Source organism: Citrobacter sp. wls613, from assembly GCF_005281195.1.
Classification (GTDB): Bacteria; Pseudomonadota; Gammaproteobacteria; order Enterobacterales; family Enterobacteriaceae; genus Citrobacter; species Citrobacter gillenii.
Genome location: NZ_SZXN01000050.1, coordinates 1 through 21,578 on the forward strand (window position 1 = coordinate 1; position 21,578 = coordinate 21,578).

Here is a 21,578-nt window from a genome sequence, read left to right on the forward strand (position 1 = left end):
AGTCTGCTCCCTTTGGCCGCTCGGGAACCCCACCAGGGGTAGTTCAAATTGTAGGTAATGCTATTAGGATGGTGGTGGGGAAGGATTATTCGTCGCTTCGCTCCTCACCCTTCGGGCCGTTGCCCTTAGCAACGTTCTCTCGCTTTCGCTCGAGTCGAACCTTAATCGAAGGTTCTCACCCTTCCCCGATAAGTGCAAACTTCTGCATTGCTCATCGAGTTAACTACATCGCTGTAGTGAATAATGGTGGTGGGGGAAGGATTCGAACCTTCGAAGTCGATGACGGCAGATTTACAGTCTGCTCCCTTTGGCCGCTCGGGAACCCCACCACGGGGTAATGCTTTTACTGGCCTGCTTCCTTGGGAAGCGGGGCGCATCATATCAAATGACGCGCCGCTGTAAAGCATTCCTTTGCTTAACGTAGATCGTTTGCGTGTTTTTCATCCGTAACGCAGTAAAGCTAATCAATTCATATTATTGGTGATTACAGAATAATCGTTCGGTTACCGTAAACAAAGACTCGCTGGGCCAGAACCTGATACAGCGCACGGCTTAACACATTCTTTTCTACGTCGCGGCCTGCGCGCATCATATCTTCTGCGGTATAGGTGTGATCCACGTGAATCACGTCCTGCATGATGATTGGACCTTCATCGAGGTTATCATTCACATAGTGAGCCGTTGCACCAATGATCTTGACGCCACGCTCATAAGCCTGGTGGTACGGACGTGCACCAATAAAGGCAGGCAGGAACGAGTGGTGAATATTAATAATCTTATTCGGGAAGCGTGAAACAAATTCTGGCGTCAAGACACGCATATATTTCGCCAACACCACATAATCAGGCTGGTGGGCGTCGATGGCATCGGCCATGTTTTGATCGTGTTCTTCGCGGGTTAATCCTTCATGGCTGACTAGCTCAAAAGGAATATCAAAACGTTCAACCAGCGAACGCAGCGTGTCGTGGTTGCCGATTACCGCCGCAATTTCAACATCGAGTCCACCGTAATTGGCTTTCATTAACAGGTCGCCCAGACAATGCGCTTCCTTGGTGACTAAAATAACGATGCGGCGACGGCCTGCTGGCGTAAGTTCGCGAATGGATCCTTCAGGCAGTGCGCCGTCGAGATCGGTCAGCAGCGTGACGTCATTAAAAATGCCTTCCAGTTCTGTACGCATAAAAAAGCGACCGGTACGGTGGTCAACAAACTCGTTGTTTTGCACGATGTTCAGTTCATGCTTGTAACAAATATTGGTGATGCGTGCGATCAAACCTTTTTGGTCGGGGCAGATAGTGCGCAGAACTTTACGTTGTTGTGAATGCATTGCCGGGGTATTCCTGTTGAAAATGTTTGCGTAATAGATGCTGTCGGGCGTGGGTTAGCCGCAGCACTTTTTAAATTTTTTACCTGACCCGCAAGGGCAGGGATCGTTACGGCCAATTTGCGGGCGCGTACCATCAATATAATACCACTGGCCGTTTTCTTTTAAAAAACGAGAGCGCTCAATAATGGCGCCCGTTTTCCCCTGTTCGGAAAACCGCGCCACAAAGCTGACATAGCCGGTATTTTCTGTGTCCGACGTTGCCTGTTCAAAGAGGGTAAGTCCAAGCCATTCGGTATGGGCAAATCCTGCGCTAATCTCATCGCGAAATGCAGCAGCATGACAGTCGGGGTGCCAGGTCTTAATCAGGTAATCTGCGTCTTTCATCACAAAAGCACAGTAACGAGAACGCATGAGGTGTGACGGCGTTGGTGCTACTTGCGCGCCAGACACATAACGGTAGCAACATAGGCTATACTCGACAGCGCTACCACAGGGACAAAGCTGAGACACAAAATACTCCCTGGAATAAAAAAACGGCGTAAAAACGCCACGGTAGCACTATGTTAACTGAGCCGTAGTGATGTTGCTACGTCTGCAAGCCAGGGGAAGTCTGTAGGTACAATGAGAAAAATAAAAATTGGGCTGGCGCTAGGTTCCGGCGCGGCACGAGGCTGGTCGCATATTGGTGTGATTAAGGCCCTTAAACATATGGGCATTGATGTTGATATCGTTGCAGGGTGCTCAATCGGCTCGTTGGTTGGTGCCGCCTATGCGTGTAATAAATTACCCGCCCTCGAGCAATGGGTCTGCTCGTTCAGCTATTGGGATGTTTTACGCCTGATGGATCTCTCCTGGCGCAGAGGCGGATTGCTGCGCGGTGAACGCGTGTTTAATCAATACCGCAACGTCATGCCTGTCGAGTCAATTGAACACTGCCAGCGCCGGTTTGCTACCGTCGCGACGAATCTGAGTACGGGTCGCGAACTGTGGTTTACCGAAGGTGATTTACACCTTGCCGTGCGGGCCTCTTGCAGTATTCCTGGTCTGATGTCCCCGGTTGCACATAATGGTTATTGGCTGGTTGATGGCGCGGTGGTTAACCCTGTGCCGGTTTCGCTGACGCGTGCGCTAGGCGCCGATATCGTCATTGCGGTTGACCTGCAACATGATGCGCACCTCATGCAACAAGATCTGCTCTCCTTTAACGTCAGCAATGATACCGACTCGAGTGATGACGAGCTTTCATGGCATGCGCGTCTGAAAGAGCGGTTGAGTAATATCACCGCCAGACGAACGGTCACTGCGCCCACGGCGATGGAGATCATGACCACCTCTATTCAGGTGCTGGAAAACCGGCTTAAACGTAACCGCATGGCCGGCGACCCGCCAGATATTCTAATTCAACCGTTTTGTCCGCAAATATCCACGCTGGACTTCCACCGTGCTGGTGCAGCTATTGCTGCCGGGCAGCTTGCGGTAGAGAAAAAAATGGATGAGTTGCTGCCACTGGTGAAGACCAACATCTAACGCATTTTTTATCAACACTTAAGTCAATTCTGACAGGCGTGAGTAGCAATAGCATGCCACTATTGATTAAAGCCAGTCAGGGGGGAGAATATGACGCAGCCATTGGTCGGAAAACAGATTCTTATTGTTGAAGATGAGCCTGTATTTCGCTCACTTCTGGACTCATGGTTTTCCTCTTTGGGAGCGACAACGGCTGTAGCGGGCGATGGGCTTGATGCGCTGGAATTATTGGGGCGCTTTACACCCGATCTGATGATCTGCGATCTTGCGATGCCGAGAATGAACGGTCTCAAACTGGTTGAATACCTGCGTAACCGTGGCGATCGGACGCCAATCCTGGTTATCTCCGCGACAGAAAATATGTCTGATATTGCCAAAGCACTTCGCCTCGGTGTGGATGATGTGTTGCTTAAGCCGGTGAAAGACCTTAACCGACTACGGGAAACGGTTTTTGCGTGCCTTTACCCCAACATGTTTAACTCGCGCGTTGAAGAAGAAGAGCGGTTATTTCGTGACTGGGATGCGATGGTCGGCGACCCCGCGGCAGCAGCAAAACTGTTACAAGAGCTACAGCCACCGGTTCAACAGGTGATTTCACAGTGTCGCATCAACTACCGTCAACTGGTTGCCGCCGATCAACCCGGCCTGGTCCTTGATATTGCGCCGTTGTCGGAACACGATCTTGCCTTCTATTGCCTGGATGTGACGCGGGCAGGGGATAATGGCGTGCTGGCGGCACTGTTGTTACGGGCACTGTTTAATGGGCTGCTACAAGAGCAACTGGCACATCAGAATCAACGGTTGCCGGAGCTCGGTACGCTCCTGAAACAGGTTAATCATCTGCTTCGACAGGCCAATCTACCGGGGCAATTTCCGTTGCTGGTGGGTTACTACCATAGCGGTTTAAAAAATTTGGTCCTGGTCTCTGCGGGCCTGAATGCGACCTTAAATACTGGTAGCCACAACGTGCAAATCAGTAACGGTGTTCCGTTGGGAACGTTGGGGAATACGTACCTCAACCAACTAAGCCAACGCTGTGAGTCCTGGCAGTGCCAAATTTGGGGTGCCGGGGGGCGTCTGCGACTGATGTTGTCCGCAGAATGAACAATCGAGAGGCAGGGATTCAAATTGGCTCACCTCTCTGTCTTTTGCAGTGCTACTATCAGCGCCAGATTTATTCGTATTTATCTTAATTATACCGACGCGCGTCCTTTTCAGACCTGAAGCTTGTTGCGGTACTGATATACTCGGATGCGATACAGATTGATGAACACGTTCAATACATGAACAGTCCAGGAGAGTTTTAAATGGCTGCCCTTAATTCGAAAGTCAAAAAAGCCGTTATCCCGGTAGCGGGATTAGGAACCAGGATGTTACCGGCGACCAAGGCAATTCCTAAAGAAATGTTACCGCTGGTTGATAAGCCATTAATTCAATACGTCGTCAACGAATGTATTGCCGCGGGTATCACTGAAATTGTCCTTGTGACTCACTCGTCTAAAAATTCGATTGAAAACCACTTCGATACCAGCTTTGAACTTGAAGCTATGCTGGAAAAACGTGTTAAGCGCCAGTTGCTGGAAGAAGTGCAATCTATTTGCCCACCGCACGTGACGATTATGCAGGTTCGTCAGGGTCTGGCAAAAGGTCTGGGTCACGCTGTATTGTGTGCGCACCCGGTTGTTGGTGATGAACCCGTAGCGGTCATCCTGCCGGATGTTATTCTCGACGAATACGAATCTGATTTATCCCGCGATAACCTCGCCGAAATGATTAGTCGCTTTGATGAAACAGGCAGCAGCCAAATTATGGTGGAGCCAGTAGAAGATGTGACGGCTTACGGCGTGGTGGACTGTAAAGGTGTGGAATTAGCGCCGGGCGAAAGCGTACCGATGGTCGGCGTTGTGGAAAAACCGAAAGCCGATGTCGCGCCATCTAATCTTGCGGTTGTAGGGCGTTATGTCCTGAGTGCAGATATCTGGCCTCTGCTGGCAAAAACGCCTCCGGGCGCAGGTGACGAAATTCAGTTGACCGATGCTATCGATATGCTGATTGAAAAAGAAACGGTTGAAGCCTATCACATGAAGGGCAAAAGCCATGACTGTGGTAATAAGCTGGGTTATATGCAAGCGTTCGTCGAATATGGTATTCGTCATAATACCCTTGGCGCTGAATTTAAAGCCTGGCTTGAAGACGAGATGGGTATTAAGAAGTAACATCACGTTATTAATCCGCATGCAACGGCGCTGTTTATCCAGCGCCGTTTTTTTATACCCCTATTGGGTCGGTGTTATGCGAAGTACAGGTAAAAAAAATCCCGCCGTCGGCGGGATTTTAAGCAAACTAATTGTGGATTAATCCTTGATCAGGAAATCGTCCAGCTGTTTACCTTGTTCTTCCATCGCTTTTTTGATTACTGCCGGTGTACGACCCTGGCCGGTCCAGGTTTTCGTTTCACCGTTTTCGTCAACATAGCTATATTTAGCTGGGCGTGCTGCGCGCTTGGCTTTAGCACCGGTTTTAACCGCAGCCATGCTATTCAGCAGTTCGTTCGGGTCAATACCGTCAGCAATCAGCATTTCACGATATTGTTGCAGTTTACGAGTGCGCTCTTCAACTTCAGCAGCGGCAGCGCTTTCTTCTTCGCGACGCTCGCTAACGACAACTTCTAATTTTTCCAGCATTTCTTCAAGCGTTTCCAGAGTGCATTCTCTTGCCTGCGCACGAAGAGTACGGATGTTGTTCAGAATTTTAAGTGCTTCGCTCATTGTAGTAATCTCAAACTTATATTGGGTGGGGTTTGTTGAGCTAATAATAGAGCGATAAATTCAGATGTGCAATAGCCAGGAATGTAAGGAATTCAAAATTGCGCTTTATTTAGTATCTGCATTAATTCATTGTCGTTAAATTTCGTCTGGGAAAGGGCATAAAAAAGGCTTATTGGTGTGGGGGCTACTCTTCAGTCATGCAGGAAAATTCAAGATTCAGGTCACATTTTACAGCACGGTAATTGTATCTGTTTGCAGTAATTTCAACCTTTTGTATTAGTTTTGCTTACGGGAATTCACTATTACAGGGTGTTCGTAGGGGGATTCAATAACATTGAAAGCAAGGTTTCTTTATTGAACTGTGATGATAAGCACCGTTGATGAATTTCAAGGGCACTATTTGTGAAAGAATGTGTATATACCGTCATAAGTCAGATTATTCGAGCATTGGTGGTGTGCATCACTGTGCGATCCATAACTTAAGTCTGTTTCCTGAACCTTACCGTAGTTCGTCATATTTAGGAGGTTGATGAGTGATGCTGACGCGATTTTTTATACGTATGTGGGCGACAACGGTGCGCAGACATGTTTGTGAATTATGATACAATCGCGCCCATATTTATTTACTCAGGTGAGGGCTGACGGTCAATGGCACAGCTATATTTTTACTATTCTGCAATGAATGCGGGGAAGTCGACCGCTTTGCTGCAATCTTCATACAATTACCAGGAACGTGGCATGCGTGCCGTTGTATATACAGCGGAAATCGACGATCGGTTTGGAACAGGGAAAGTAAGTTCACGTATAGGTCTGTCGTCACCTGCAAAACTGTTTAACCAAAATTCATCATTGTTCGAAGAAATTCGCGCGGAGAATGCGCAGCAGAGAATACATTGTGTACTGGTTGACGAGTCACAGTTTTTGACACGCCAGCAGGTTTATGAATTATCCGAGGTTGTCGATCAGCTGGATATTCCGGTTTTGTGTTACGGGTTACGCACCGATTTTCGTGGTGAATTATTTGGCGGTAGCGAATACCTGCTTGCCTGGTCAGATAAATTGGTCGAATTAAAGACTATTTGTTTCTGCGGGCGGAAGGCGAGTATGGTACTACGTCTTGATCAAGCTGGACGACCTTATAACGAGGGAGAACAGGTGGTTATTGGTGGCAATGAACGCTATGTGTCGGTATGCCGCAAGCACTATAAAGAGGCGCAATCTGAGGGCTCTCTGACGGCCATTCAGGAAAGGCACAGCCACGATTAATCTACGCTCGCCTGGGCGCTGTAACGCGCAGGGTAGACCACTGGCCATAAGTCAGAAGTACTACCCTACAATCACCTCTGTAGACCCTTTACGCGCATCCTCCTCCAATCTCCTACGGGCATGTCCATTCACCGCGATGGTCTGCATGAGTTTTTGCGCTGTGAAGGTGATAATAAATCAGGCGAAAAAAAACGGTCCCCTAAAGGGACCGTTCGACGTGATACTACAGCTTAGATTTTTGAATTAAGCGGATTTCTTCGCTTTTTTCTCTGCTTTAGGCGCGGCAGCTGCTTCAGTTTTAGCGGCAGTTTCACCTTCGTTGTATTCGCGACCGTAGAAGGTATCCAGCAGGATCTGTTTCAGTTCAGAAATCAGCGGGTAACGCGGGTTAGCGCCGGTGCACTGGTCGTCAAACGCATCTTCAGACAGTTTGTCAACATGTGCCAGGAAGTCAGCTTCCTGAACGCCAGCTTCACGGATAGACTTAGGAATACCCAGTTCAGCTTTGATCTCATCCAACCATGCCAGCAGTTTCTGGATTTTCGCTGCGGTACGGTCGCCCGGTGCGCTCAGACCCAGATGGTCTGCGATTTCAGCGTAGCGACGACGGGCCTGCGGACGGTCGTACTGGCTGAAAGCAGTCTGTTTAGTCGGGTTGTCGTTCGCGTTATAACGAATAACGTTGCTGATCAGCAGGGCGTTCGCCAGACCGTGAGGAATGTGGAACTGTGAACCCAGCTTGTGCGCCATGGAGTGACATACACCGAGGAAGGCGTTAGCAAACGCGATACCGGCGATGGTCGCTGCACTGTGTACACGCTCGCGAGCTACCGGGTTCTTAGAACCTTCGTGGTAGGACGCAGGCAGGTTTTCTTTCAGCAGTTTCAGCGCTTGCAGAGCCTGACCGTCAGAGAACTCAGAAGCCAGTACGGAAACGTAAGCTTCCAGGGCGTGAGTGACGGCATCCAGACCACCGAACGCACACAGTGACTTCGGCATATCCATCACCAGGTTAGCATCGACAATCGCCATATCCGGGGTCAGCGCGTAGTCTGCCAGTGGATATTTCTGACCAGTAGCGTCGTCGGTTACAACCGCAAACGGGGTGACTTCAGAACCGGTACCGGAAGTGGTGGTGACGGCGATCATCTTCGCTTTCACGCCCATTTTCGGGAACTTGTAGATACGTTTACGGATGTCCATAAAGCGCAGCGCCAGTTCTTCGAAGTGGGTTTCCGGATGTTCGTACATGACCCACATGATTTTCGCTGCGTCCATCGGGGAACCGCCACCCAGCGCGATGATCACGTCTGGTTTGAAGGAGTTGGCTAGTTCAGCACCTTTGCGCACAACGCTCAGCGTCGGGTCAGCTTCAACTTCAAAGAACACTTCGGTTTCAACGCCCGCAGCTTTCAGAACGGACGTGATCTGATCAGCGTAGCCGTTGTTGAACAGGAAGCGGTCGGTCACGATCAGCGCACGTTTGTGACCATCGGTAATCACTTCATCCAACGCGATTGGCAGTGAGCCACGGCGGAAGTAGATAGATTTCGGAAGTTTGTGCCACAACATGTTTTCAGCTCGCTTAGCAACGGTTTTCTTGTTGATCAGGTGCTTAGGACCAACGTTTTCAGAGATGGAGTTACCACCCCAGGAACCACAACCCAGAGTCAGGGATGGTGCAAGCTTAAAGTTGTACAGGTCGCCGATACCACCCTGAGACGCTGGGGTGTTGATCAGGATACGTGCAGTTTTCATCATCTGACCGAAGTGAGCAACGCGTTCTGGCTGGTTGTCCTGGTCAGTGTACAGGCAAGAGGTATGACCGATACCGCCCATAGCAACCAGTTTTTCAGCTTTAACAACTGCATCTTCGAAGTCTTTCGCACGGTACATTGCCAGCGTCGGAGACAGTTTTTCGTGAGCAAACGGTTCGCTTTCGTCGACAACTTTAACTTCACCAATCAGAATCTTGGTGTTAGTCGGCACGGAGAAACCAGCCAGCTCAGCGATTTTGTATGCCGGTTGACCCACGATAGCCGCGTTCAGCGCGCCATTTTTCAGGATGATGTCCTGAACAGCCTTCAGCTCTTTGCCCTGCAGCATATAGGCACCGTGGCTGGCAAAACGTTCGCGAACGGCGTCGTATACGGAATCTACTACCACAACGGACTGTTCAGACGCACAGATTACACCGTTGTCGAAGGTTTTAGACATCAGCACGGAAGCAACGGCACGTTTGATATCTGCTGTTTCGTCGATAACAACAGGGGTGTTACCTGCGCCAACACCGATTGCCGGTTTACCAGAGCTGTATGCTGCTTTAACCATACCAGGACCACCGGTCGCAAGGATCAGGTTAATGTCCGGGTGGTGCATCAGAGCGTTAGACAGTTCAACAGAAGGTTGATCGATCCAGCCAATCAGGTCTTTTGGTGCGCCAGCAGCGATAGCAGCCTGCAGAACGATGTCTGCCGCTTTGTTGGTTGCATCTTTAGCACGCGGATGTGGAGAGAAGATGATAGCGTTACGCGTCTTCAGGCTGATCAGCGATTTGAAGATTGCAGTAGACGTTGGGTTAGTGGTTGGAACGATACCGCAGATGATACCAATCGGTTCAGCGATAGTGATGGTCCCAAAAGTATGGTCTTCGGCCAGGACACCACAGGTTTTTTCATCTTTGTAAGCGTTATAGATGTATTCAGATGCGAAGTGGTTTTTAATCACTTTATCTTCGACAATACCCATGCCAGATTCGGCAACGGCCATTTTCGCGAGAGGAATTCGAGCGTCTGCGGCAGCCAGAGCGGCGGCACGGAAGATTTTGTCAACCTGTTCTTGAGTGAAACTGGCATATTCACGCTGGGCTTTTTTTACGCGCTCTACAAGTGCGTTAAGTTCAGCGACATTAGTAACAGCCATGATGCTCTCCTGATAATGTTAAACTTTTTTAGTAAATCATCTGCTCGCTACGAGAGTATAGACAGATCGACGAAAATTTGTGTAACGTTTTGAAAATCAAACGGTTAATTAACGCCCGCCTTACATTGATTTACTAAAAGAGCTTATACGCTAGCGTATTCAACTCTAACGCGTTTCCTCCAGGTGGCGTAAGCAAGATTACTCACTTCTGAGTAGTAATTGCGTGATCTGGATCAAATTTACGCGAAGCTGACACCTTTCAGCAGGCTCTTTTAGTGTTTATCGGCAAGTGTTAACGAATTGATGGAATGAATGAGATTAACATTAGCATATTTCATACATATTAATAACACCGAGTATTGGTAGCACGTTTACAGAGATTAACGCAGATAGAAGGTGAAGAATGCTGCCAAAAAGCGTATCTTCAGCGCGGTTTTTAACATTTTTTATGACTCATTTTATCCGGCTAACGCTTCGGAGCTAACCGTGATCCATACGCTATTTGATTTTCCTCTTTACTTTAAGTTTTTCATTGGGTTATTTGCGTTGGTCAACCCCGTCGGGATCATCCCGGTCTTTATCAGTATGACCAGCTACCAAACCGCAGCGGCGCGTAACAAAACCAATCTGACGGCAAACCTGTCGGTGGCGATTATTTTGTGGACCTCGTTGTTTCTTGGTGATGCGATCCTGCAACTCTTCGGTATCTCGATTGATTCGTTCAGAATTGCCGGCGGGATTCTGGTGGTAACCATTGCAATGTCGATGATCAGTGGGAAACTCGGGGAAGATAAACAAAACAAACAGGAAAAGTCAGAGACTGCCATACGCGAGAATGTTGGTGTTGTTCCGTTGGCATTACCGTTGATGGCGGGGCCGGGGGCGATAAGTTCAACCATCGTCTGGGGGACTCGCTATCACAGCGCATTAAACCTGTTCGGGTTCTTTGTGGCGATTGCACTGTTTGCCTTATGCTGTTGGGGACTGTTTCGTATGGCTCCTTGGCTGGTACGCCTGTTGGGGCAAACGGGTATTAACGTTATTACCCGTATTATGGGCTTATTGCTCATGGCGTTGGGGATTGAATTCATCGTCACCGGCATCAAATCTATTTTCCCGGGCTTACTGGCCTGACGGGACTGTTTTCAGTAAACGGAGCTGGCCCTCAGCTCCGTTCTTTTCATTATCAGTAAAACGTCTCACTAAAGTTGAAAATTAGCATTGAAATTGTAAAACATGCTGATTGCCAATCCATCTGTTACGCATTGATTTATAAGATAATAATTTTTATGGCTACGTCCCTGAATAGGGGACTTACTGTTATTTTTCTAACATTATACTCTGGGGCTTGCTGAAGGATTATCGAAATGTTATTAGTTATTTCAGTGTCTTTTTTAGAGTAATGTGCTAATTAATGACCAATTGTTAATTTTATGTAAATTATATCGGCATATTGATACCGGACAGGGTAATCAACCGCTCAATGGATTTAATTCGTTATCTATCATGACATTAAGATTATTACCTCTCTTTTTGAGGACCATTGATGTGCGATTTTTTTTCGATAAAAGCGAATTGGTTAACAAATCTGTAAAATGTATTGGCGGTTAAGAAAGGCATTTGATACTTTCCGACCAGGTATTTTGCAGAAGATTTTACGTTGTTGAGAACTGTTTTCAGTTAGTTTCTCTCAATAGAGTAACCGCGTGTTTCCGACAGGGGAGACACGTAGAAAATCGACGCAAGGCGGTCGCTCGAACCGCCAGAATAAATAAAGTCGGTGATAGCAAGCAGTAAAACAATAAATCACCTGACGGCAGAAAATCTCCGGTGCCGTACAGGGATCCGTACAGGATTAACAGTCTGGTTAAAAAACCAGCCATAATAATGAGGGAGTACAAACACAATGACTAACATCACTAAGAAAAGTTTAGTAGCGGCGGGGATTCTATCTGCGCTTATCGCAGGAAATGTTGCCACGGCGGCAGAAGTACCTGCCGGTGTTCAACTTGCTGAGAAGCAAACGCTGGTACGCAATAATGGTTCGGAAGTTCAGTCTCTCGATCCGCACAAGATCGAAGGTGTGCCAGAATCCAACATTAACCGTGACCTGTTTGAAGGTTTATTAATCAGCGACGTTGATGGCAAGCCATCACCGGGCGTGGCGGAAAAATGGGAAAATAAAGATTTTAAAGTCTGGACGTTCCATCTGCGTAAAGACGCGAAATGGTCCGATGGCTCGCCCGTGACCGCGCAAGATTTTGTGTATAGCTGGCAACGTCTGGCGAATCCTAATACCGCTTCACCATACTCCAGCTATTTACAGTATGGGCACATCGTTAATATTGACGACATTATCGCCGGTAAAAAACCGGTCACCGATCTCGGTGTAAAAGCCATTGATGACCATACTTTTGAAGTTACCCTCAGTGAACCTGTTCCGTATTTCTACAAACTGCTTGTTCACTCATCCGTTTCCCCGGTGCCTAAAGCCGTGGTGGAAAAATATGGTGATAAATGGACCCAGCCCGCGAACATCGTTTCTAACGGCTCCTATAAATTAAAAGATTGGGTCGTCAACGAGCGCATCGTTCTTGAGCGTAATACTAACTACTGGGATAACGCCAAAACGGTGATTAACCAGGTAACTTATCTGCCAATTTCTTCTGAAGTGACTGATGTTAACCGCTACCGCAGTGGTGAAATCGACATGACCTACAACAACATGCCGATTGAGTTATTCCAGAAACTGAAAAAAGAGATCCCGAACGAAGTTCACGTTGACCCGTATCTGTGTACCTACTATTACGAAATTAATAACCAGAAGCCACCGTTCAACGATGTGCGTGTACGTACCGCCCTGAAGATGGCACTGGATCGTGACATTATCGTCAACAAAGTGAAGAACCAGGGCGACCTGCCAGCGTACAGCTTCACGCCGCCGTATACCGATGGCGCAAAACTGGTTGAGCCAGAGTGGTTCAAGTGGTCACAGGAAAAACGTAACGAAGAAGCGAAAAAACTGTTGGCTGAAGCTGGCTTTACCGCAGAAAAACCGCTGAGCTTCGACCTGTTGTATAACACCTCCGATCTGCACAAGAAGCTGGCTATTGCAGCCGCCTCTATCTGGAAGAAAAATCTGGGTGCCAACGTTAAGCTGGAAAACCAGGAGTGGAAGACCTTCCTCGATACCCGTCATCAGGGTAACTATGATGTTTCTCGTGCGGGCTGGTGTGCGGATTACAACGAACCGACTTCTTTCCTTAACATGGTGCTGTCAGACAGCTCCAACAACACTGTTCACTATAAGAGCGCGGCATTTGATAAGTTGATTGCCGATACGCTGAAAGTGACTGACGAAGCGCAGCGCAGCGAGCTGTATTCGAAAGCTGAGCAGCAGTTGGATAAAGACTCTGCGATTGTACCGGTGTATTACTACGTCAATGCGCGTTTGGTGAAACCATGGGTAGGCGGATACTCCGGTAAAGACCCGATGGATAATATCCACGTTAAAGACTTGTATATTATCAAGCATTAATGGCAAGACGTGGGGCGACCATCGTTGCCCCACAGTGTCTTTTTCTTCGAACTATAAATACCTCTCTGGCCCCATAACTGGCTTAAAGAGGTATAAAGGCACACGCCAGAAGGTACGGGCAATGTTAAAATTCATATTACGTCGCTGTCTGGAAGCGATTCCGACGCTATTTATTCTTATTACGATCTCATTCTTTATGATGCGCCTTGCGCCGGGGAGTCCTTTTACCGGTGAACGTGCGTTACCGCCAGAAGTACTGGCGAATATTGAAGCGAAATATCATCTTAATGACCCTATCACCACGCAGTACTTCAGCTACCTGAAGCAACTGGCGCATGGCGATTTTGGACCTTCCTTTAAATATAAAGACTATACAGTTAACGATCTGGTTGCCTCGAGCTTCCCGGTTTCGGCGAAGCTGGGTGCAGCTGCCTTTATCCTGGCGGTACTCGTTGGCGTCAGTGCTGGCGTCATTGCTGCGTTGAAGCAAAATACGCGCTGGGATTATACGGTGATGGGGGTGGCGATGACCGGGGTGGTTATCCCAAGCTTTGTGGTGGCCCCCTTGTTAGTGATGATATTTGCAATAACGCTGAAATGGTTGCCCGGTGGTGGCTGGAACGGCGGGGCGCTGAAATTTATGATCTTGCCGATGGTGGCGTTGTCGCTGGCTTATATCGCCAGTATCGCCCGTATCACCCGTGGGTCGATGATTGAAGTGCTGCACTCCAACTTTATTCGTACCGCACGGGCGAAAGGTCTGCCAATGCGGCGGATTATTTTCCGTCACGCGTTAAAGCCCGCTTTGCTGCCGGTGTTGTCTTATATGGGCCCGGCGTTTGTCGGCATTATTACCGGTTCGATGGTGATTGAAACTATCTACGGCTTGCCGGGTATTGGTCAACTGTTCGTTAACGGCGCGCTGAACCGCGACTACTCGCTGGTATTGAGCCTGACCATTCTGGTCGGTGCACTGACAATTGTATTTAATGCGATTGTTGATGTGCTGTATGCCGTTATCGATCCGAAAATCCGTTACTGATACTGGAGCTCGCTATCTATGATGTTAAGTAAGAAAAACAGCGAGACGCTGGAGAATTTCAGTGAAAAGCTGGAAGTCGAAGGCCGCAGTTTGTGGCAGGATGCGCGTCGACGCTTTATGCATAACCGCGCGGCGGTAGCCAGTCTGGTTGTGCTGGTGATTATCGCGCTGTTTGTGACCCTTGCGCCCATGCTATCGCAATTTACCTACTTCGATACCGACTGGGGAATGATGTCCAGCGCGCCGGACAGTGAGTCCGGCCACTACTTTGGTACTGATTCTTCGGGTCGTGACCTGCTGGTACGCGTGGCGATTGGTGGACGTATTTCGCTGATGGTCGGGATTGCCGCGGCGCTGGTGGCGGTGATTGTCGGCACGTTGTACGGATCGCTGTCAGGTTATCTGGGCGGCAAAATTGACTCCGTGATGATGCGCCTGCTGGAAATCCTCAACTCCTTCCCGTTCATGTTCTTCGTCATTCTGCTGGTGACCTTTTTTGGGCAAAACATCCTGCTGATCTTTGTGGCGATCGGTATGGTCTCCTGGCTGGATATGGCACGTATCGTGCGTGGCCAGACGCTGAGCCTGAAGCGCAAAGAGTTTATTGAGGCTGCGCAGGTGGGTGGGGTTTCGACCGTGCGCATTGTTATCCGCCATATTGTCCCGAACGTTCTGGGCGTGGTAGTTGTGTACGCATCGCTACTGGTACCGAGCATGATCCTGTTCGAATCCTTCCTGAGCTTCCTTGGCTTAGGGACCCAGGAGCCGTTAAGCAGTTGGGGGGCGTTGTTAAGTGATGGTGCTAACTCAATGGAAGTCTCACCGTGGCTGCTGCTGTTTCCGGCAGGTTTCCTGGTGGTGACGTTGTTCTGTTTCAACTTTATTGGCGATGGCCTGCGTGATGCCCTCGACCCGAAAGACCGTTAAGGAGTGCAGCCATGAGCGTAATTGAAACCTCAACCGCGCCGCTCGCGCAACAACAGGCTAACGCACTGCTGGACGTGAAAGATCTGCGCGTGACGTTTGCCACCCCTGATGGGGATGTAACCGCGGTTAACGATCTGAACTTTTCGCTGCGAGCCGGTGAAACGCTGGGTATTGTCGGTGAATCTGGATCGGGGAAATCGCAAACGGCGTTTGCCCTGATGGGACTGTTGGCGGCCAATGGTCGCATCGGCGGTTCTGCGACGTTCAACGGACGTGAAATTCTTAATTTACCGGAACGCGAGCTGAACAAACTGCGCGCCGAACAAATTTCAATGATCTTTCAGGACCCCATGACCTCCCTGAACCCGTATATGCGGGTCGGAGAGCAGTTAATGGAAGTGCTGATGCTGCATAAAGGTATGAGTAAAGCCGAAGCGTTTGAAGAATCCGTCAGAATGCTGGATGCGGTCAAAATGCCGGAAGCGCGCAAGCGTATGAAGATGTATCCACATGAATTTTCAGGCGGGATGCGCCAGCGTGTGATGATCGCCATGGCGTTACAGTGTCGGCCAAAGTTACTGATCGCCGATGAGCCGACAACCGCGCTCGATGTTACGGTTCAGGCGCAAATTATGACGCTCCTGAATGAACTTAAGAGTGAATTCAATACCGCGATTATTATGATCACCCACGACCTCGGTGTGGTTGCCGGGATATGCGACAAGGTTCTGGTGATGTATGCCGGGCGCACCATGGAATATGGCAGCGCGCGCGATGTCTTTTATAAACCCGTTCATCCGTATTCTATTGGTTTGCTTAACGCGGTACCGCGTCTGGATGCTGAAGGGGAAGAGATGCTGACCATCCCGGGTAACCCGCCAAACCTGCTGCGTTTGCCAAAAGGATGCCCGTTCCAGCCTCGTTGTCCGCATGCGATGGAAATTTGTAGCAGTGCACCGCCGCTGGAAGAGTTTAGCCCAGGCCGCCTGCGTGCCTGCTTTAAACCGGTGGAGGAACTGGTATGACAACGGCAACTGAACAACGAAAAGTCTTGCTTGAGATAGCCGATCTTAAAGTCCATTTCGATATCAAAGACGGCAAGCAGTGGTTCTGGCAACCCTCACAAACACTGAAAGCCGTTGATGGCGTGACCCTGCGACTGTACGAAGGTGAAACGTTAGGGGTGGTGGGCGAGTCAGGCTGCGGTAAGTCTACCTTTGCCCGCGCCATTATTGGTCTGGTGAAAGCCACCGACGGCAAAGTGGCCTGGCTGGGTAAAGATTTGCTGGGTATGAAACCCGATGAGTGGCGCGCGGTGCGCAGCGATATTCAGATGATTTTCCAGGATCCGCTGGCTTCATTAAACCCGCGTATGACCATCGGTGAAATTATCGCAGAACCGCTGCGCACTTATCATCCCAGCCTGCCAGGGCAGGAAGTGCGCGATCGCGTGAAGGCAATGATGATGAAAGTCGGGCTGTTGCCAAATTTGATCAACCGCTATCCGCACGAATTTTCAGGCGGGCAGTGTCAGCGTATCGGGATTGCTCGCGCGCTGATCCTCGAGCCGAAGTTGATTATTTGCGATGAGCCGGTTTCGGCGCTGGACGTGTCGATTCAGGCGCAGGTAGTGAACCTGTTGCAACAACTGCAGCGTGAAATGGGATTATCGTTAATCTTTATTGCCCATGACCTGGCGGTGGTTAAACATATTTCCGATCGCGTGCTGGTAATGTACCTGGGGCATGCGGTGGAACTGGGCACTTACGACGAGGTGTACCATAACCCGCTGCATCCTTATACTAAAGCGCTGATGTCGGCGGTGCCGATCCCCGATCCCGATCAGGAGAGGAACAAAACCATCCAACTGTTGGAAGGCGAATTACCGTCACCGATCAATCCGCCGTCTGGTTGTGTGTTCCGTACCCGTTGTCCGATTGCCGGACCGGAATGTGCAAAAACGCGACCGGTTCTGGAAGGAAGTTTCCGCCACGCTGTTTCCTGCCTGAAAGTAGACCCGCTATAATCGTGAGGGCTGACAAAGGTCAGCCCTTCTTATAGGTGAGGTGAATGTGTCTGGCTTTGTGTCCTCTGTCCGCCGCGCTGTCTATCGTAAATTATTCGATTTAAACACGCGCTCAGGTCGTCGTTTTGAAGGTCTGTGCGCGCTGTTTGCGTTGCTTAGCGTCATTGTCATCTTCGTCGAGTCGGGCGTCGGGACGCAATATCATTTAACGTATGATGAATGGCGTTCTTTTGTCTGGCTGGAGATCTTTATTACTCTGGTCTTCACCGCCGAATACTTGCTGCGATTAAGCTGTTGGGCCAATCCGGCAAAATATGTGTTTAGTTTTTGGGGTATTATCGATTTGGCCACCATTTTGCCGCTGTATGTGATGTGGTTATGGCCAGAAATGAGTCTGAACTATGTGTTTGCCTGGCGAGCGATGCGGGCGATTCGTGTACTGCGGATCCTCAAGTTGTTGCGCTTTATGCCTTCGTTGATGGTGTTTTGGGGCGCTATAAAAAGCGCACGTCACCAGTTGATTCTGTTCTATTCGTTTATCGCCATTTTAATGATTATTTTCGGCGCGCTGATGTATCTCATTGAAGGGCCGAAGTATGGATTTGATACGCTGAATGCGTCGGTGTACTGGGCCATTGTGACGGTAACGACGGTTGGGTATGGGGATATCGCGCCGCACACGCCGTTAGGGCGTATGGTGGCGTCAGTGCTTATCCTGATCGGTTATTCAGTAATTGCAATACCCACGGGCTTGATTACCACGCACATGAGCAGCGCGTTTCAGCATCGGCAGAATCAGCGTCAATGCCCTCAGTGTCAGCAGCATCAGCACGAGCACAGCGCGCAATTTTGTAACCGCTGTGGAACTAAGCTTCCGAATTAAATAAAAAAAGCTGCCTGGGCAGCTTTTCTTTTGACTCATTCGCGCCAGAGAATATGGCAGAGCTTGTGATCTTTTTCACGGCATAACAAAACGCGTGCGAAAATATCGTTAATCTCGCCATCTTCTGAGTCGGCCAGACCAATCACCACTTCGGCAAAAAAGTCAGGATTCAGGTCAAAATCGACGTGCTCCTGCCAGTCTTCTGCCGGGTCAAATAACTCTGCGCCGCCGCGTTCTTCAAACTGTAAATTGAACAGAAGAACGTCAGCGGGGTCGAGATTGTCTGTCGCCAGTTCGAGAAAAATGTCATAAGCCTGCTCAAGCGTTTCGTCTTCAGTCAGGCGATTGTTCAAATCCATATCCATAATGACTACCTGTTTACCGTCTCTTGGGTACGTTTTACAGCAACGGACTAAAGAAGTAAAACAGTCGCTCGGTGATCCGTTGCCAGAGTGGCCTTTTTAGCCACAAACGCGCATCAAGCAGGCGCGAACGGGAGATGTAATCGTCCTGTACTGCCGCGAGATCGGCACCAAATCCGGCATCGTCAATCACCAGCGTGATCTCAAAATTCAGCCACAAGCTGCGCATATCCAGGTTTACGGTACCCACCAGACTCAGCTCACCATCGACCAGCACGCTCTTGGTGTGCAACAGACCCCCTTCAAACTGGTAAATTTTCACGCCAGCCGCCAGCAGCTCGGTGAAAAAGGCCCGACTTGCCCAGCCAACCAGCATAGAGTCATTTTTGCGGGGAAGAATAATGCTCACATCCACCCCACGCTGCGCCGCCGTACAGATGGCATGCAGCAGATCGTCGCTGGGGACGAAGTAGGGCGTGGTCATGATTAAATATTCACGCGCAGAGTATGCCGCGGTCAGTAACGCCTGATGGATCAAATCCTCAGGAAAACCCGGGCCGGAGGCTATGGTATGAATGGTGTGCCCACTTGCCTGCTCAAATGGCATGATATTGGCATCCGGTGGCGGCGGTAAAATGCGCTTACCGGTCTCAATCTCCCAGTCACAGGAATAGACAATCCCCATCGCGGTGGCGACTGGACCTTCCATTCTTGCCATCAGATCAACCCATTGCCCGACGCCGGCATCCTGCTTAAAGAAACGCGGGTCAACCATGTTCATACTGCCGGTGTAAGCAATATAATTGTCGATCATTATCATCTTACGGTGCTGGCGCAGGTCCATGCGGCGTAAGAAGACACGCATCAAGTTAACCTTCAGTGCCTCAACGACTTCAATACCTGCATTACGCATCATCGCGGCCCACGGGCTGCGGAAGAACGCCACGCTGCCTGCGGAGTCCAGCATCAAGCGACAGTGAATACCGCGTCGTGCCGCGGCCATTAATGATTCTGCGACCTGGTCGGCCATGCCGCCGGGTTGCCAGATATAAAACACCATCTCAATGTTATGCCGCGCCAGTTGAATGTCGCGGATCAACGCCTGCATCACGTCATCGGAACTGGTGAGCAACTGAAGCTGGTTTCCTTTAACGCCGCCGATACCCTGGCGACGTTCGCACAGCTTAAATAAAGACGAGGCGACGCTGCTGTTCTCCTGAGCAAAAATATGGTTACAGGCTTTTAGGTCGTTGAGCCACTTGGCTGTTGAAGGCCACATCGCTCTGGCGCGCTCGGCGCGACGTTTGCCCAAATGAAGTTCACCAAAAGACAGATAAGCAATGATCCCGACCAATGGCAGAATATAGATGATCAAAAGCCAGGCCATTGCAGAGGGCACTGCGCGTCGCTTCATCAGAATGCGTAATGTTACGCCAGCGATGAGTACCCAGTATCCCAGAATGACCAGCCAACTCACCACGGTGTAGAAGGTTGTCATAAATTTAAAAATCCTTTTGAAAGCGTATTGTTAAGAGTTTACGCATCAGGATTCATCTGGCAAATAAAAACACGGGAAAACTGCTGGTCTGCATTCGGTCAGGCGGTATAATGTCCGCTCTGTGACGGTAAGAGTGGTTAACATGAAGCGTAGTAGAACGGAAGTGGGGCGCTGGCGGATGCAGCGTCAGGCCAGTCGCCGTAAAGCGCGTTGGCTTGAAGGACAATCGCGCCGCAATATGCGCATCCATACCATCAGAAAGTGCATTCTCAACCATCAACGTAACTCGTTGTTGTTTGCAATCCACAGCGTCTGATCAAAAAAGGGCATCGCTGGCGGTGCCCAATGACCACAGCACAACCCGCCATCTTTTATCCTCCCGCTTAATATTCTGCGTTATTCAATCAGCCCCTTATTTATTGATTGCTCGTGTCGGATATGTTTGTAACAATGTGCCGGTAATAACTAATTATATAAATTTTCACCAATATTTTTGTACGGTTTTTGAAAAACGGAGTTTAGATGAAGTATTTAATGGCGCTCATGCTGAGTGTGACGTTGTCTGGTTGCACGGCAAGCGACTGGATTGATGCTGCCGGTGGCATCATGCAGGCAACAGATAAAAATCAAAAAGACGCCAGGACTAAGCGAATCAATGCGGCCAATAAAGCTGCTGGATATTAAAGAATCAGTGAGTTAATGCCACTTCTGATGGCGTAATGCAGAAGTGGTATTGGGTTTCTCAGATGGATGCGGTGATGTATCTTGTTGTTTTAAAAGTGATAACTTAGTGAGTTGAAATTTTATTGAGCTTGATGTATCGCTTTTCAGAAGTGAAATACATAATAAATTGATAATGATAAATAGCAATTTAATAGGAAGTCGACAGCATTCCTCTACCTTATTCTACGTCTGTAGAAAAGACCGTCATTATTCATGAAACGATTCGCCGCATAACATTTTGCCAAATGCTTTAGCTTCTAACCACTAAGTGTTATATGCCATGGTGAGTATTGAAATAGCAATAATACAGGTGCATTGAATATTATCTATTCAGATGCACCCTTGTGAATATTATAAGCGGGTAGATAATCACTCTGCTTATTAATGTTAGTCTGACGTTGTTGCTTAAAATACTTTCTTATACGGTTTTACTGAAACTTGCGCATAAACGCCTGCCGCTACATACGGGTCAGCTTCAGCCCATGCTTGTGCAGCTTCGAGTGATTCAAATTCGGCAATGACGGTTGATCCGGTAAATCCGGCCGCACCCGGGTCGTTGCTATCCACGGCGGGCATAGGACCTGCGGTCAACAGGCGACCTTCGTCATGGAGAAGTTGCAGACGTGCCAGATGTGCCGGGCGCACGGAAAGGCGTTTTTCGAGAGAATCAGCGATATCTTGAGCATAAATAACGTACAGCACGGGAAGAGCTCCTTGATCGGTAAAAGTCGTTAATTACGTTATTGGAAAGGCCTAACAACTGCAACGG

General features: G+C 49.1%; 20 protein-coding genes, 1 tRNA gene and 1 other RNA gene. 13 read left to right on the forward strand and 9 right to left on the reverse strand.

Annotated elements, in window-relative coordinates:
* Positions 1-69: 69 nt before the first annotated feature.
* The 4 genes from FDX01_RS08275 to FDX01_RS08290 form a co-directional block, all read right to left on the reverse strand.
* Positions 70-200: non-coding RNA, RtT sRNA (locus FDX01_RS08275), on the reverse strand.
* Positions 201-244: 44 nt separating this feature from the next.
* A tRNA-Tyr gene (locus FDX01_RS08280) sits at positions 245-329 on the reverse strand.
* Between the two features lie 155 nt (positions 330-484).
* On the reverse strand, positions 485-1,327 hold the full coding sequence (gene purU, locus FDX01_RS08285) for a formyltetrahydrofolate deformylase (RefSeq protein ID WP_115258302.1): 843 nt from the start codon (positions 1,325-1,327) through the stop codon (positions 485-487).
* A 54-nt stretch (positions 1,328-1,381) separates the two neighbouring features.
* Positions 1,382-1,837, reverse strand: a complete 456-nt coding sequence (locus FDX01_RS08290) for a YchJ family protein (RefSeq protein ID WP_115258303.1) — start codon at positions 1,835-1,837, stop codon at positions 1,382-1,384.
* Between the two features lie 111 nt (positions 1,838-1,948).
* Here FDX01_RS08290 and rssA point away from each other — a divergent pair, with 111 nt between their 5' ends.
* From rssA to galU, 3 genes are all read left to right on the forward strand, one after another.
* On the forward strand, positions 1,949-2,854 hold the full coding sequence (gene rssA / locus FDX01_RS08295) for a patatin-like phospholipase RssA (RefSeq protein ID WP_115258304.1): 906 nt from the start codon (positions 1,949-1,951) through the stop codon (positions 2,852-2,854).
* 90 nt (positions 2,855-2,944) lie between these two features.
* A complete protein-coding gene (gene rssB, locus FDX01_RS08300) occupies positions 2,945-3,958 on the forward strand; it encodes a two-component system response regulator RssB (RefSeq protein WP_096756792.1) in 1,014 nt (337 codons plus the stop codon).
* Positions 3,959-4,161: 203 nt separating this feature from the next.
* Positions 4,162-5,070 (forward strand): UTP--glucose-1-phosphate uridylyltransferase GalU, encoded by a 909-nt coding sequence (gene galU, locus FDX01_RS08305; RefSeq protein WP_096756793.1) that lies wholly within the window; start codon positions 4,162-4,164, stop codon positions 5,068-5,070.
* A 138-nt stretch (positions 5,071-5,208) separates the two neighbouring features.
* Here galU and hns read toward each other — a convergent pair whose 3' ends face one another.
* The gene (gene hns, locus FDX01_RS08310) at positions 5,209-5,622 is read right to left on the reverse strand and encodes a histone-like nucleoid-structuring protein H-NS (RefSeq protein ID WP_096756794.1); all 414 of its coding nucleotides are present in this window, start codon (positions 5,620-5,622) and stop codon (positions 5,209-5,211) included.
* 648 nt (positions 5,623-6,270) lie between these two features.
* Between hns and tdk the strand changes: the two genes are divergently transcribed.
* Positions 6,271-6,888 (forward strand): thymidine kinase, encoded by a 618-nt coding sequence (tdk, locus tag FDX01_RS08315; protein WP_115258305.1) that lies wholly within the window; start codon positions 6,271-6,273, stop codon positions 6,886-6,888.
* Positions 6,889-7,131: 243 nt separating this feature from the next.
* Here the strand turns inward: tdk and adhE are convergent, their stop codons facing one another.
* Positions 7,132-9,810: a bifunctional acetaldehyde-CoA/alcohol dehydrogenase gene (adhE, locus tag FDX01_RS08320; RefSeq protein WP_096756796.1), complete on the reverse strand. Its 2,679-nt coding sequence runs from the start codon at positions 9,808-9,810 to the stop codon at positions 7,132-7,134.
* A gap of 486 nt (positions 9,811-10,296) precedes the next feature.
* On the opposite strand from adhE, the gene FDX01_RS08325 reads away from it, so the two are divergent.
* The 7 genes from FDX01_RS08325 (at position 10,297) to FDX01_RS08355 (ending at position 18,226) form a co-directional block, all read left to right on the forward strand.
* Positions 10,297-10,944 (forward strand): YchE family NAAT transporter, encoded by a 648-nt coding sequence (locus FDX01_RS08325; RefSeq protein WP_115259934.1) that lies wholly within the window; start codon positions 10,297-10,299, stop codon positions 10,942-10,944.
* Between the two features lie 772 nt (positions 10,945-11,716).
* On the forward strand, positions 11,717-13,348 hold the full coding sequence (gene oppA / locus FDX01_RS08330; protein WP_117342899.1) for an oligopeptide ABC transporter substrate-binding protein OppA: 1,632 nt from the start codon (positions 11,717-11,719) through the stop codon (positions 13,346-13,348).
* Positions 13,349-13,469: 121 nt separating this feature from the next.
* Positions 13,470-14,390, forward strand: a complete 921-nt coding sequence (oppB, locus tag FDX01_RS08335; RefSeq protein ID WP_096756798.1) for an oligopeptide ABC transporter permease OppB — start codon at positions 13,470-13,472, stop codon at positions 14,388-14,390.
* An 18-nt stretch (positions 14,391-14,408) separates the two neighbouring features.
* Positions 14,409-15,317: an oligopeptide ABC transporter permease OppC gene (gene oppC / locus FDX01_RS08340; RefSeq protein WP_096756799.1), complete on the forward strand. Its 909-nt coding sequence runs from the start codon at positions 14,409-14,411 to the stop codon at positions 15,315-15,317.
* A gap of 11 nt (positions 15,318-15,328) precedes the next feature.
* Positions 15,329-16,342, forward strand: a complete 1,014-nt coding sequence (gene oppD / locus FDX01_RS08345) for a murein tripeptide/oligopeptide ABC transporter ATP-binding protein OppD (RefSeq protein WP_096756800.1) — start codon at positions 15,329-15,331, stop codon at positions 16,340-16,342.
* Positions 16,339-17,343, forward strand: coding sequence for a murein tripeptide/oligopeptide ABC transporter ATP-binding protein OppF (gene oppF, locus FDX01_RS08350; protein ID WP_096756801.1), 1,005 nt, complete (start codon positions 16,339-16,341; stop codon positions 17,341-17,343). Before oppD ends, oppF begins: the two co-directional genes overlap by 4 nt.
* Before the next feature lie 46 nt (positions 17,344-17,389).
* Positions 17,390-18,226 (forward strand): ion transporter, encoded by an 837-nt coding sequence (locus FDX01_RS08355; RefSeq protein WP_115258307.1) that lies wholly within the window; start codon positions 17,390-17,392, stop codon positions 18,224-18,226.
* Positions 18,227-18,261: 35 nt separating this feature from the next.
* Here the strand turns inward: FDX01_RS08355 and FDX01_RS08360 are convergent, their stop codons facing one another.
* A complete protein-coding gene (locus FDX01_RS08360) occupies positions 18,262-18,591 on the reverse strand; it encodes an HI1450 family dsDNA-mimic protein (RefSeq protein ID WP_096756803.1) in 330 nt (109 codons plus the stop codon).
* A 34-nt stretch (positions 18,592-18,625) separates the two neighbouring features.
* Positions 18,626-20,086 carry a cardiolipin synthase gene (cls, locus tag FDX01_RS08365; RefSeq protein WP_096756804.1) on the reverse strand — a complete coding sequence of 487 codons (1,461 nt, stop codon included), beginning with the start codon at positions 20,084-20,086 and terminating at the stop codon, positions 18,626-18,628.
* Between the two features lie 142 nt (positions 20,087-20,228).
* Here cls and FDX01_RS08370 point away from each other — a divergent pair, with 142 nt between their 5' ends.
* Together FDX01_RS08370 and FDX01_RS23055 are read left to right on the forward strand one after the other, a co-directional pair.
* Complete coding sequence (locus tag FDX01_RS08370; protein WP_096756805.1) at positions 20,229-20,402, forward strand: YciY family protein; 174 nt, start codon at positions 20,229-20,231, stop codon at positions 20,400-20,402.
* A 206-nt stretch (positions 20,403-20,608) separates the two neighbouring features.
* Positions 20,609-20,770 (forward strand): hypothetical protein, encoded by a 162-nt coding sequence (locus FDX01_RS23055; protein WP_164496617.1) that lies wholly within the window; start codon positions 20,609-20,611, stop codon positions 20,768-20,770.
* Positions 20,771-21,214: 444 nt separating this feature from the next.
* Here the strand turns inward: FDX01_RS23055 and FDX01_RS08375 are convergent, their stop codons facing one another.
* Complete coding sequence (locus FDX01_RS08375; RefSeq protein WP_003020675.1) at positions 21,215-21,511, reverse strand: YciI family protein; 297 nt, start codon at positions 21,509-21,511, stop codon at positions 21,215-21,217.
* Between the last annotated feature and the right edge of the window lie 67 nt (positions 21,512-21,578).